We start from the raw sequence: 13,788 nt of genomic DNA on the forward strand, positions 1-13,788 counted from the left end.
TTATTTGTTATTACTTAATTAATCCTGCACGTCTTAACAACGCTTCTGGTTGAGGTTCTTTTCCTCGGAATCTCTTATAAAGTATCATAGGGTCTTCAATACCACCCTGCGATAAAACATTGTCTTTAAATTTATTTGCAACTTCTTTATTAAATATACCGGCTTCAAGAAAATATTCAAAAGCATCAGCATCTAAAACTTCCGCCCATTTGTAGCTATAATATCCGGAAGAATAACCACCTTGGAATATATGAGAGAATGAGGTGCTCATGCAATTATCTTCAACATCAGGATATAGTTTTGTGTTCTCAAAAGCCTCTTTTTCATGTTGTTTAACCGAAGTGATACTTCCTGGATTTTCAATAGCATGCCAGCTCATATCCAGTAATCCAAAACTAATCTGGCGTAAGGTTTGCATACCTTCATGGAAAGTAGCTGATGCTTTAATTTTATTTACTAAATCCATCGGGATAACCTCATATGTTTCATAGTGTCTTGCAAAAAGTTCTAAAGCTTCTTTTTCAAAACACCAGTTTTCCATCACCTGACTTGGTAATTCCACAAAATCCCAAAAAACACTGGTTCCAGATAAACTAGGGTAAGTAGTATTAGCAAGCATTCCATGTAAGGCATGACCAAATTCGTGGAATAAGGTTGTTACTTCGTTAAATGTTAATAATGAAGGTTTACTTTTTGTTGGTTTCGTGAAATTACAAACAATAGAAACATGAGGTCTGTCGTTAATACCATCTTTCTTAGATTGGGATTTATAACTTGTCATCCAGGCCCCATTTCTTTTGCCTGATCTTGGGAAGAAATCGGCATAGAAAATTGATATTAATTCACCTTGGCTATTGGTAACTTTATAAGTTAAAACATCGTCATGATATTTATCTATATTATGAATTTCTTCAAAATGTAAGTCAAATAATTTATTAGCTACGGTAAAAGCTCCTTCAATTACATTTTCTAATTTGAAATATGGTTTTAATAGCTCATCATCTAAATTATAAAGTTTTTGTTTTAATTTTTCAGAATAATAAGCGCCATCCCATTTTTCTAAATGCTCTATACCGTCCAATTCTTTTGCGAAATTTTGAAGATTTTCAAATTCGTTTAGAGCGGCAGGTTTGGCTTTTTCGAGTAATTCGTTTAGAAAATGCTCTACCTTTTCTGGCGATTTCGACATGCGTTGTTCTAAAACAAAGTGGGCGTGAGTTTTGTATCCCAATAATTGTGCACGCTCATATCGTAGATTGACGATATCTAATACAATTTGTTGATTGTCTAAATTATCACCATGAAAACCTTTACTACCAGCAGCTAATGCTAACTTCTTGCGAAGTTCTCTTTTGTCGGCATAGGTAATAAAAGGAATGTAACTTGGGTAATCTAAAGTAAATAACCAGCCTTCCTTGTCTTTACTTTCTGCTAATTGTTTAGCTGCTTCAACAGCACCTTCGGGTAAACCAGATAGTTCAGCCTCATCGGTGATAAGCATTTCGTACTTGTTGGTTTCAGCCAGAACATTTTCTCCAAATTTTAAAGATAGTTTGCTAAGTTTTTTGTCAATATCCCTTAGGATTTCTTTTTTGTCGTCCGAAAGGTTGGCACCGTTTCTTGAAAATCCTTTGTATTTTTTGTCTAATAATGTAGACTGTTCGGTTGTTAGGTTTAAGGAATCTTTAGTTTTATAGACTGCTTTAACGCGTTCGAATAAACGTTTATTCAGAGTTACATCATTACTAAACTCCGATAATAATGGTGAAACTTCCTGAGCTATTTTTTGAATAGTATCATTGGTTTCGGCAGAATTCAAATTAAAAAATATGCTCGAAATACGATCTAATTGTTCCCCGGAATATTCTAAAGCTTCAATAGTGTTTTCGAAAGTAGAGGCTTCAGGATTATTTGTTATGGCATCGATTTCACTTTTAGCATCTTTAATTGCCTGTTTAAAGGCTGGCAAAAAATCGTTATTATCGATTTCTGAAAAAGGTGCGGTGTTATAAGGGGTTTGAAATTTTTTTAAAAGAATATTTGCCATTTTAGTAATAAATGTGTTAAAACAAAATTTTTATTATGCGTACATAATAAAAATTTTATACATTTGAATTGATCAATTTAAGGAGTGACTAACTCGAATTAAATTATTCTTAATATATTAAACCTCGAATTCGTTCGGGGTTTTTTAGTTTAAATCTTTAGCCGACTCGTAAACTTTTGCTTTTAGACTCTCTTTATAGTCAACTATTTTATTTAATACTTCAGGATTACTAGCGCCTAAAATTTGAGCGGCCAAAATACCGGCATTTTTTGCTCCGTTTAAAGCTACGGTCGCGACAGGAACACCGCCTGGCATTTGTAGAATTGATAATACAGAATCCCAACCATCTATAGAATTGCTGCTTTTTACAGGAACACCAATTACAGGAAGCGGTGATAAAGAAGCAACCATACCTGGTAAGTGAGCAGCACCACCGGCACCTGCAATAATAACTGCAATTCCACGATTATGAGCATTTTTACTATAATCGAATAATTTTTCAGGGGTTCGATGTGCAGATACAATATCTACTTCTACTTCAATATTAAAATCTCTTAAAATATCTATAGCGTCTTGCATTACTGGCAAATCGCTTTTACTTCCCATGATTACTCCTACTTTTTGCATCTTTATTCGCTTATTACTTTTATTGATTTTTTTACTTGTTCCGCTATTTTTCTAGCTTCATTGAGGTCTTCATTCACTATAGTGACATGTCCCATCTTTCTAAAAGGTCTGGTTTGACGTTTACCATAAACATGTGGGGTTACCCCATCCAGAGCCATAATGTTTTCAATGTTTTCGTAAACGACATTTCCTGAATAACCTTCAGCACCTACTAAATTTACCATGACGCCTCCTGCTTTACTGTCGGTACGACCTAGTGGTAAATCTAGAATAGCTCTTAAATGTTGTTCGAATTGTGAGGTGTAACTTGCTTCTATAGATTGATGTCCTGAATTATGAGGACGAGGTGCCACTTCGTTTATTAAAATTTCATCATTTTGAGTCTGAAACATTTCAACAGCCAATAAGCCTACATGATTGAAAGCTTTTGAGGTGTTTAAAGCAACCTCAGTAGCTTTTTTTGCAACGTCTTCAGAAATTCTTGCAGGGCAAATCACATATTCTACCTGATTAGCTTCTGGGTGAAATTCCATTTCTACAACAGGAAACGTTTTAGTTTCTCCTGAGGCATTTCTGGCTACAATTACTGCCAGTTCGTTTTTAAATGTAACTAAATTTTCTGCAATACATTCCACGTTAGGTAAGCCTTCAAGATCGCTAATAGATTTCACAATCTTCACACCTGTACCATCATATCCAAATTGTGCTGATTTCCATACAAAAGGTAAACAAAGGCCTCCATTACTAATAGCATCTTTAATTTCCGAAGTATAGGCAAATCTGGTAAATGCAGATGTTGGTAAATTATGGTCTACATAAAATAGTTTTTGTTTGGCTTTATTTTGTATGGTTCGAAGTGTTTTTGAGGCTGGGTAAACTTTTATGCCTTCATGTTCAAGAGCTTCGAGTGCATCTACATTAACATTTTCAATTTCAATAGTTAAAACGTCTACTTGTTTTCCAAAGTTGTAAACGGCATCGTAATCCATAAGATCTCCTAAATGGAATTCGTTACTTGCAATTTTACAAGGTGCTTCGTTGCTCGCATCTAAAACACAAGTATAAATATCGAATTTACGGGTGTCGTTTAAAAGCATTTTACCTAATTGACCACCACCAAGAATTCCTAATTTGAAATCTGAAGAAAAATAGTTCATTGTTAATTTTTAATAGAATTTAACTCGATATATCGAGAAATATGACGCAAAAATACACTTAAATATTAATTAGTACCTAAATCGTAATTCAAAAAATGGTGATTACTTAATCTATTGATTATCTTTGCAACTTTATAAATTTAATTACCGTGATAAAGCTACATGACAAATATTTTAAGCCGTTTATTTCTGCAGAAGAGATAGATCAGGCTTTGACACGTATGGCAATTGAAATTGCTAATGAAGTAGGAGATGAAATTCCTGTATTTGTAGGTATATTAAACGGGTCGTTTATGGTAGTAAGCGATTTCGTAAAAAAGTACCCAAAACCTTGTGAAGTAACCTTTATAAAATTAGCATCTTACGAAGGTGTTAAGTCAACAGAGGATATTCAACGATTAATTGGGTTAACACAAGATTTAACTGGGCGTACGGTAGTTATTTTAGAAGATATAATCGACACAGGAAATACACTGGCAGAGGTACACCGTATTTTTAGAAACGAAAATGTAAAGTCGTTAAAAATTGCCACCTTGTTTTATAAGCCTGCTGCTTATAAGAAAGATTTTAAGCTGCACTACGTAGGGATTGAGATCCCTAACAAATTTATTGTGGGCTACGGATTGGATTATGACGGATTAGGACGAAACTTACCAGAAATTTATCAAATAAAACAAACAGAATACATGACAAATTTAGTGCTTTTCGGCCCTCCAGGAGCAGGAAAGGGAACCCAGGCAGAATTTTTAAAAGAAAAATATAATTTAGTACATATCTCTACAGGCGATGTTTTTAGATACAATATTAAAAACGAAACAGCTTTAGGAGTTTTAGCGAAATCTTACATGGATAAAGGCGAATTAGTGCCAGATCAAGTAACCATAGATATGCTAGAAGCTGAGGTTGAAAAGAATACAGATGCTAACGGATTTATATTTGATGGATTTCCACGTACTAATGCCCAAGCCGAAGCATTAGATAAGTTGATGACTAGTAAGGATTCACAAATAAATGCTATGATAGCATTAGAAGTAGATGACGAAATTTTAGTGGAGCGTTTATTAGGTAGAGGAAAAACCAGTGGTCGTGCAGACGATGCTGATGAATCCATTATAAGAAACCGTATTACGGAATACTACAATAAAACAGCTGTTTTAAAGGATTACTACTCAGCACAGAATAAATACCACGGTGTAGATGGTGTAGGTAGTATTGAAGATATTACGGTGCGTTTAAGTAGTGTAATAGATAGTTTATAATATCCTGCAATAGCAGAAAAACATTCTTAAAACCATATCTAATTAACATATTAGGTATGGTTTTTATAAATTAAAAAGTATATTACTGGGTTAACAGTATTAATTTAATTCTTGAACAATGACAGAAGGCAATTTTGTAGATTATGTGAAAATGTATGTGAGTTCCGGTAACGGGGGTAAAGGCTCTGCGCATTTGCATCGGGAAAAATATGTTGCTAAGGGCGGACCGGATGGTGGTGATGGTGGTCGAGGAGGCCATGTGATTATTCGAGGAAATTCCAATTTATGGACTTTATTTCATCTGAAATTTAAAAGGCATGTACGTGCTGGCCATGGGGAACATGGTAGTAGCGGTAGAAGTTTTGGATCTGATGGTGAAGATGCCTATGTTGATGTGCCATTAGGTACTGTTGTCCGTGATACAGAAACTAATAATATTCTTTTTGAAATAACGGAAGACGGACAAGAAGAAATCATTGCCAAAGGAGGTAAAGGCGGTTTGGGAAACTGGCATTTTAAGACAGCAACAAATCAAACACCAAGATATGCACAACCAGGATTACCACTAGAAGAAAAGTACATAACTTTAGAATTAAAAGTCTTGGCAGATGTTGGCTTGGTTGGTTTTCCTAATGCAGGTAAATCGACATTGTTGTCTGTTATAACGTCGGCAAAACCTAAAATTGCTGATTATGAGTTTACTACATTAAAACCGAATTTGGGGATTGTAAAATATCGCGATTTTCAAACCTTTGTTATGGCCGATATACCTGGAATTATTGAAGGCGCTGCTGAAGGTAAAGGTTTAGGGTATTATTTCTTAAGGCATATTGAACGCAATTCCATATTGTTATTTTTAATTCCTGCAGATGCTCCTGATATTAAAAAGCAATACGATATTCTTTTAGATGAATTACGTCGTTATAATCCTGAGATGCTTGATAAGGAGCGTATGATAGCCATATCTAAATGTGATATGCTGGATGATGAATTAAAAGCTGAATTAAAGCAGGAATTAGATAAAGAGTTGCCTATTCCATACCGATTTATTTCATCGGTAGCACAACAAGGTATAACTGAATTAAAAGACGAACTTTGGAAAATGCTAAACCACTAAGTCTTTTAGAATCCATCTTCTGTTAATTAGTGTTTTGAAATATTTTTTGGTAAATTTAGGTAGCTAAATATCTAAAAATGAAATATTATCAATTCGTAGCTCTCTTGTTTTTGGTTAGTTATTCATGTGCCCCAATTCGTGTGACTTACGATTACGACCGGGAAGCCGATTTTTCTAAATATAAGACCTATAACTACTACAGTGATATGAGTACCGGATTGAGCGAGTTAGATACAAAACGCTTGCTTGATGCACTAGATAAAACTTTGGCTAATCAGGGATTTTTAATATCCAGTACACCAGACTTTTTTATAGATATTAAAAGTCATGAATATAAGGAGTCTCCCAGAAGCAGAATGAATGTTGGTCTTGGTGGTAGCGGAAGAAACCTTGGTGGAGGTGTGTCAATTGGGGTGCCAGTAGGTCAATCCAATATAAACAGGATGATCACTTTTGAGTTTGTTGATGAAAACATTAAACAACTTTTTTGGCAAGCTATTTCCGAAGCAAGTTATGGTCCGAATGCAACACCAGAACAACGAGAAACTCTTTTTGAGGCTATTGTGTTAAAAGTACTCTCTGGTTATCCTCCAAAGTAGTGCGTACTGCTTTATAAGGATTTTAAAAGTATAAATTCTCTATTGTCTTTCTCATTTTGTAGTTTTACTAAAAAGTAATTATCTATGAAATCATTAAAAAATAAAGTTGCCTTAATTACAGGAGGCACTAAAGGTATTGGTTATGGAATTGCTGAAGCTCTTTTAAAAGAGGGAGTACATGTGGCGATTACCAGTAGAAATAAAATGGCAGCTGTTGAAGCTGCAAATCAATTAACTTCAAACTTAAATACCGGTGCTAAGGCTATAGGGATTCAGGCTGATGTTCGAAATTATGATAGTCAGCAGGCCGCAGTAAAGGAGGTTTTAGAAAATTTCAATCAGCTTGACGTTGTTATTGCTAACGCCGGTTTAGGCCATTTTGCTAGTATTGAAGATTTAACCCCTGATCAATGGCAGGAAACTATAGATACTAATTTAACAGGCGTTTTTTATACCATTAAGTCTTCGGTTGACGCACTTAAGCAATCTAAAGGATATTTTATCACTATTTCCAGTTTGGCGGGCACCAATTTTTTTGCAAAGGGTTCCGCTTATAATGCGAGTAAATTTGGACTTACCGGATTTACGCAATCCGTTATGTTAGATCTAAGACAATACGGTATTAAGGTAAGTACCATTATGCCAGGTTCCGTTTCTACCTATTTTAATGGTAATACTCCTAATGAAAGTGACGCCTGGAAGATCCAAATTGAAGATCTGGGAGAGTTAGTTGTTGATTTGCTTAAAATAAATCCGCGTACCCTACCAAGTAAGATTGAAGTTCGCCCAACTACACCGCCGAGTAAATAAAATAGTTTTTTTATAAGATAAAATTAATTCGAACTATCTAATACTTCAATTCGGGTTCCTTTACTGTGGCTGCTAAATTCTGGTGCATACATACTTTGAATGGTGGTGATGCCATTACTCATGTCTCCGGCGTTATTCACTCTTAAGTCGTATTCGAAAACATAGATGCCTTTTGGGAGTACATCGAAAAAGAAATTTGTTGAAGCGTCTTTAGTTGATTGGTAATACCCAAGTCCGTCTTGCCATTTGTATGTTGAAAATACATTTGCAGGTTCCAGTCCTGAGGCGCGCATGTCTTTCATATGGATAAACTCCATGGTTCTGTCACATTTTAATTCAATTCGAACTCGGATAAGATCTCCAACGTTTAAAGTTGTAGCAGGTGTGATTTCAGAAAGTATTTCTCCTGTATTCGAGTAGCTTTTTTTAAATAGTTTTTTGTTTAGTTGAAGCGGTGTTTTTGCTGTAGTTATTTTGTCTAAATCTTCAAAATATTGCCAATATAATCCACCCCATGCTATGCCCTTGTCATTTTTAGTTAATGTAATATCTGCCATGCCTGAGGTTATCTCATTGGCAGGCCAAGCTATTTGGTAATATCCCGTGCCAGCTTCAGTTTTTATATTGTCAAGTTTAGAAATGGCAATTGGTCTACCAGCTAATTCAACTTCAACCGAATCATCAACACTTAACCAGTCACTTCCTTGAAGTAAAAGCGCGTATATAGCTTCGGTAGTTGCTTTAGTGGTTTTCCATCTGTTGGTCTGTTTGTTTTGAAGGAGCCACATTTTTAAGTTATCTACTGTGGTAATATCATTTTCAATTTCTGAAAAAGCTTCTATTAATAAAGCCTGAGTTTCAATAGGTGCTTGATGCCAAAACCACGAGTTGGAATTGGTTTTCCAATACATGCCAAGCGTTTCGGAAGAGATACTTGTCTCTTTTAAAGATTTTAAAATTTTTTCAGAAGTAACATTATCATTATTTCGATGTGAAATTAAAGCCATTAATCCTTTGGCGTAAAGGGAGTGTGATAACCAATATTTTCGAATTTGATTTTGGTAATATAAGGTGATTTTATCAACTTCCTCCGATTTTTTAATCTCAGGATAAAAGCTGCGCATGTATAAATAATGGAGTTGTGTGTAGGTTAGGTGATCTTCGCTTAAATCGATGGTTTTATCAAACTTATGGATGTTATTATATTCTTTTACAAACTGGTTGTCTAGATAATCAATGGCATTAACAATCATCTCATTTGAAGTATCAATAGACACATTTAAATGTTTTAAGTGTCCCAGCCCTGCGATTATATGTTGTGTAATATATCTATTTTCGTAGCCGCCCTGAAACCAAGACCAAGCACCAGAATACATTTGGTTATTTTTAAGTTTATTAAGAGCTGCCTGTAATTCATTTTGCATTTTATTTAAGTTGAATAATAGGGCGATGCGCTTTTTTTGTTCGGTTTCGCTTTGAGCATCGCGCAGCCAGGGTGTTTCTTGGATTAGTATAGATTTTAATTCTGAATTCTTTTCAAGATTACTTATTAAAATATTTGCCGAAGCCCACTGATTGAAAACTGCCTGAATTTTAGGGTTACTTCTTACAATATGGCTTGCTAGAGCATTAGCATAATAACGACTAAAAATCTGCTCGTTACAGCTGTGAGGGTATTCCATTAAATAAGGAAGCGCCTGTACTGCGTACCACGCCGGGTTGGATGTTATTTCAAGGGTAAGCTGGTGATTTTTTATTGTTTTCGAGGTATTCGATTTAAGTTTGTTTAGAGTGAAATTTTTAGTTTCTCCACTTTTAACCCACATAGGTAAGGTTTCGGTAACTAACATGCGGTTACTTAATACGGGTAATATATTTTGTTCACCATCACTATAAGCATCAGATTTTGCAACGATTTTGTACTCCATAGCATTAACGGTTTCCGGAATTTGTAATTGCCATGATACTTGAGTATTTCCATTAGCGTTAACATGAAATGTTTTTGTGGTGTTTATAAGCATCAATGCTTTATTAATATTATGTCCTGTAATGGCATCTGTTAGGATTAGAGAAGCTTGCCCTGTTAAGTTATTTTTGGTCAAATTTGAAATTTTTGAGCTAATAGTAATATTATCACCTACCCGTAAAAATCGTGGTGTATTTGGAGTAACCATGAGCTTTTTTTGAGTAATGATTTTCATTGCTTTTACTGAGCTTTCCAGATTTTTCGTATGCGCGAGAAGTTGTAATTTCCATTGCGTTAAAGCTTCTGGCGAAGTAAAACTGAAATTGACTTGACCTTTGTCATTAGTGCTTAAATGTGGAAAGAAAAAGGCGGTTTCTTGTAAATTTGTTCTAATTGAAATGTCTTCAAAATTTAACTCTTTCGTATTATTGACTTCTGTTTTTTTTATGGCATAACCTACAGTTATCTCTTCTTCAAGACCGTTCACTTCTTCCGAATCCATAACCGTTATGTTTTGATCTTCTGAAGCCGGAGCAGCTCCGGTTAACATATTTGATTTGCTAGCTATGCCTCGTATCATAATAGGATGACTGCTAAAATTGAAACCGAACCAGTTAAACTGATCGTATAGTTGATTATAATAACTTAAATCAGGATGTTTTTGATATACTCTAAAATTTCTAATTCCAAAACTTCGTCCAGAATTACTATAATGTTTAGAATGATAGATAGACTTTGTTAAGGGGTTGAAACTCCAGTTGTAAGGTCTAAAATGGTCTAAAGAAGCATCGTACATGCTGGCTAAAATCTCAGCACTTACTTTTTCACCTTTTGGACCTTTTAAGGTAAACGACCAGGTTTCTGATGTTCCTGGTTCCAGATTATCACGAAAGGTATTCGTTTCAATTTGTAATTCCGTCTTAGGGTAGGGAACTTTTATAGTTTTTGTTCCCGAATGGTAACTATTATAGGCTGCATAGCTATAGTGAAGGGCAAAGCCTCCTAAATCATTTTGGTTAACGGGAATCTGAATAGTCTTTTTGTTATTGTTGAGTTGAATGATTTCTGAACTAACCAGTTTGTTGTTTTTTTCTACATTAATTGTCACATAACAGTTTTCGGAAGCAGAACCTACACTAAGCTCCACCGTATCACCAATATTATAAGCTGATTTATCGGCTGAAATCTGAAATAATTGGTGGTCGGCAATAATTTTATCACTCGAACTATATAAGGTGGTTCTTACTTTATCCGTAATAATCTGATTAAACTTATCTTTACTTTCTAATATGATGACATAATCTCCGGATTCCCATCGCTTTATATTGCCTAAAGCTAGCTGTTTTGATTTTTTCGTGTCGAACGTCTTATTAAAAATCAAATTTCCTTGACTCCAGTTGTTTGGGTTATCTTCATTATGGAAGGCCTCATGTGGGAATAATGTTTTAAATTCATCCTTATCAAACAATTGGTAATCTGGTGCCGACCATGGGCGTGGTCTTAATACAAAATCAGGAGCATTTAGCTTGTATATTTTAATGCTTCCTGTAGTGTTTACAATTTCGTTGTTTAAATTTTTAATGTCTATTTTTATTACATGATCTTTTTTGTTTTTGTCAAGTTCCTGATTCACTTCCATGTTTGCTGTTAAAGCATGGTATCCCACGTTAACAAAAGTTGTAGTGCTTCGGGTTTCCCCATTAATATCGGTCACATAAGCCGTAAGTTCATAGTGGAAAACGGGAAGGTCCTTTTTATCTGCATTTTGGTCTGGAATAGCCTTGAAGTTAATGATAAATTCGCCCTTGCTGTTGGTGTTGGTTTCTCCATGAGTTATTTCTTGAGATTCACTGTAAAAGTATGGACGGTGCCAATAATACCAGTCAGGGAATTGTACTTTTCTCTGTACGTGGTATACAACTTTAGCATGGGTAATAGGGCTGCCTGAATAGGATTTAGCAAATCCAGACACACGTATCGAGTCTTCTACTTTATAAGTTTTTGTTACTGGGTTAAATTTGGCTTTAAATTTTGGGCGTTTGTATTCTTCAACTGAAAAATACTGCTCGGTATACAAATCTTCTTTTTCACCATCAAAAACGATATGATATTGTCCATTTAAACCATTATTAGGGAGTATAAATTCACCTGAAACAGAGCCGTATTCATTAGTTGTTAATTCTAATTTTTTAATCAACTCATTATTCACATTATAAAGGGAAGCAAGAACTTTGAGATTAGGTTGAACAATTGATTTAATCTGGTCTGTTTTTATTGCGATGGCCTTGAAATAGACTATTTGTCTAGGTCTGTAAATACTTTTATCGGTAAAAATGAAGCCTTTGTACTGTGTCTTTTCAGTTTCAGTTTCATGCTTTCTACCAAGGTAGTAGTTGCCAAAATAAGCTAAATCGTTGCCATGGCTTAATTTAACGGAGAAATTTTTATAATTTTCATCTGTTTTTTCTAAATGGATTTGGCCTAAGTTATTGGTTAGGTAGGTTTCTGAGATGTCTTTTTTATTCGGATGTTTTAGGTATTTTATTTCAAGTTTGGCATTCGATATGGGAGCACCATTATTTCTGTCAATTACTTGTAAGGTCTTGTAATTTGTATCATTGGTCTCAATAAGGGCTAGATTCGTTACCTGTATGGTACAAAAAGCGAAAGTAGAGTCATCATCATTTTGACTTGCATAGATGAGGTAGTTGCCATTGTTTAATTTTGGAATTAAAATTTCAGTACTGTGGTTTTGATAATCGTGTTCGTTTTTTAGGGGGCTATTCCATTTTTCAATTGAGCGGAGTTTTTTTATGAAAGCTAACTGCTCATCTTTTCTGTGAATATTGCGAAATGTTTCAAGGTCGTTTCTGGACAATTTTAAAATATCAAATTTTAGAAAATCTACATTTTTATATTTAACCAATAAGCGGGCGTGTTGCTGTATAGGTAGGTGACTTTCAGTTTTAATTTGGTAGCTGTTATCTTCAATAGTGTTTTTTAAGTTTTTACATAGTTTTGAAGCATGGCTTTTCGGAAATTTTTTAACGACTGATGCACAATAGGCCACAGCTTCTTTAGCCTTCCATCGATGCGTTTCATTAGTATTAGGTTGATATTGCTTACTCTGTTGGTAATAGATTTTGGCTATTTGGAAATCGTATAGGCCTGATGCTTCATGTGTAGAAATCACTCTTTTATCCGCCTCAAAGGTTTTTATTATTAGCTCAGTTTTATTGTTTAAATTTCCGTGTTGTGATACAAATTGTAAGCGTTCAATATTTATATCGGTTAGAGCGGAAGGATCAGAATCGTTTAAATGAAATTGAATGAGGTTTTGGAATAGTTTTAAAGCATCAAATTGTAATGAAGTACTGTCTGTATTTACTAAATTTAGTTCTACGAAAGTTTTAGCTTTACTTAATAATGCAGGGTTGTCAAGTACAAATTTGTTGGCTGGTTTTGTAATAGAATTTTCGGTCGTTTTAAAAAAGGAGAGCGCTTCATGGCTTAAAAAATCGTATAAGGTAGGTCTGTATATTTTTGAATCTTTTTCGGTTTCAAGCTGTGAATTAAATTGTTCTAAAGGGATTTGTTGTAAACGCTTACTTTGACTTAAAGAATTTTTATAAGCGCGTTTTATTTCATTGAATAGGGTTTCTAAATCCCAAGTTCTAAAATCTTCGACATTGACTTTTTCTTGTGTTTTAGTGCGGTTGTATATTTTATATCGGTTGCTTTTAAAATATTGCCAATACATGTTAGCGAGAAGACTTTGAAGGATGTTTTTTGTAGGTAAGGTGCTTTCGGCTATTTCAGAATTAAAATGATCGATAATTTTCAGCTGTGCATGTTCTTCTAAAATAATCGCATATTTACCTTTGAACAACATGCTTTTGATGAGTTCTTGGTTATTTTGTTCTTTTTTTGCTTTTCTATAAATAGCATCTACAATCGATAGGGCAGATTTAGGAAGGCCTTCTTTTTCATAGGTTTCAACTAAAGTCCACTGCTTGTTATAATCTGAGATTTGGGCTTGAGTTGGCATAGTCAAAAACACAATTGATATTAGAAGCAACGCTTTTTTCATAGGATTAAATATTAATTCTGGGTACAGATGTGATAAAGAGTATTCAAAAGCCATTCCAAATTCATAAGTTATTGAAATATAATTTTTAGTAAAGTGAATTTAGCCTTTTTATGTTC

The 13,788-nt window shown here is 34.4% G+C and carries 8 protein-coding genes; 4 read left to right on the forward strand and 4 right to left on the reverse strand.

Features of this window, described 5'->3' with window-relative positions; translation table 11 throughout:
* Window positions 1-10 precede the first annotated feature (10 nt).
* The 3 genes from H611_RS0111180 to H611_RS0111190 form a co-directional block, all read right to left on the reverse strand.
* Window positions 11-2,047: a M3 family metallopeptidase gene (locus H611_RS0111180; RefSeq protein ID WP_027138459.1), complete on the reverse strand. Its 2,037-nt coding sequence runs from the start codon at window positions 2,045-2,047 to the stop codon at window positions 11-13.
* 144 nt (window positions 2,048-2,191) lie between these two features.
* Window positions 2,192-2,674, reverse strand: coding sequence for a 5-(carboxyamino)imidazole ribonucleotide mutase (purE, locus tag H611_RS0111185; protein ID WP_027138460.1), 483 nt, complete (start codon window positions 2,672-2,674; stop codon window positions 2,192-2,194).
* Between the two features lie 2 nt (window positions 2,675-2,676).
* Window positions 2,677-3,831: a 5-(carboxyamino)imidazole ribonucleotide synthase gene (locus H611_RS0111190; protein WP_027138461.1), complete on the reverse strand. Its 1,155-nt coding sequence runs from the start codon at window positions 3,829-3,831 to the stop codon at window positions 2,677-2,679.
* 149 nt (window positions 3,832-3,980) lie between these two features.
* Between H611_RS0111190 and H611_RS14675 the strand changes: the two genes are divergently transcribed.
* From H611_RS14675 to H611_RS0111210, 4 genes are all read left to right on the forward strand, one after another.
* Window positions 3,981-5,090 carry an adenylate kinase gene (locus tag H611_RS14675; protein ID WP_084158178.1) on the forward strand — a complete coding sequence of 370 codons (1,110 nt, stop codon included), beginning with the start codon at window positions 3,981-3,983 and terminating at the stop codon, window positions 5,088-5,090.
* A gap of 118 nt (window positions 5,091-5,208) precedes the next feature.
* Complete coding sequence (gene obgE / locus H611_RS0111200; RefSeq protein WP_027138463.1) at window positions 5,209-6,207, forward strand: GTPase ObgE; 999 nt, start codon at window positions 5,209-5,211, stop codon at window positions 6,205-6,207.
* Window positions 6,208-6,284: 77 nt separating this feature from the next.
* On the forward strand, window positions 6,285-6,806 hold the full coding sequence (locus H611_RS0111205; protein ID WP_027138464.1) for a DUF4136 domain-containing protein: 522 nt from the start codon (window positions 6,285-6,287) through the stop codon (window positions 6,804-6,806).
* An 84-nt stretch (window positions 6,807-6,890) separates the two neighbouring features.
* Window positions 6,891-7,616, forward strand: a complete 726-nt coding sequence (locus tag H611_RS0111210) for an SDR family oxidoreductase (protein WP_027138465.1) — start codon at window positions 6,891-6,893, stop codon at window positions 7,614-7,616.
* A 23-nt stretch (window positions 7,617-7,639) separates the two neighbouring features.
* Here H611_RS0111210 and H611_RS0111215 read toward each other — a convergent pair whose 3' ends face one another.
* Window positions 7,640-13,672, reverse strand: coding sequence for an alpha-2-macroglobulin family protein (locus H611_RS0111215; RefSeq protein WP_035483965.1), 6,033 nt, complete (start codon window positions 13,670-13,672; stop codon window positions 7,640-7,642).
* Window positions 13,673-13,788 lie beyond the last annotated feature (116 nt).

This window comes from Gaetbulibacter saemankumensis DSM 17032, assembly GCF_000425645.1.
In the GTDB taxonomy this organism is placed as follows: Bacteria; Bacteroidota; Bacteroidia; order Flavobacteriales; family Flavobacteriaceae; genus Gaetbulibacter; species Gaetbulibacter saemankumensis.

Coding starts and splice junctions, on each gene's coding strand:
- H611_RS0111215 (WP_035483965.1), bottom strand. CDS start 13,672: ATGAAAAAAGCGTTGCTTCTAATATCAATTGTGTTTTTGACTATGCCA.
- H611_RS0111210 (WP_027138465.1), top strand. CDS start 6,891: ATGAAATCATTAAAAAATAAAGTTGCCTTAATTACAGGAGGCACTAAA.
- purE (WP_027138460.1), bottom strand. CDS start 2,674: ATGCAAAAAGTAGGAGTAATCATGGGAAGTAAAAGCGATTTGCCAGTA.
- H611_RS0111190 (WP_027138461.1), bottom strand. CDS start 3,831: ATGAACTATTTTTCTTCAGATTTCAAATTAGGAATTCTTGGTGGTGGT.
- H611_RS0111180 (WP_027138459.1), bottom strand. CDS start 2,047: ATGGCAAATATTCTTTTAAAAAAATTTCAAACCCCTTATAACACCGCA.
- obgE (WP_027138463.1), top strand. CDS start 5,209: ATGACAGAAGGCAATTTTGTAGATTATGTGAAAATGTATGTGAGTTCC.
- H611_RS0111205 (WP_027138464.1), top strand. CDS start 6,285: ATGAAATATTATCAATTCGTAGCTCTCTTGTTTTTGGTTAGTTATTCA.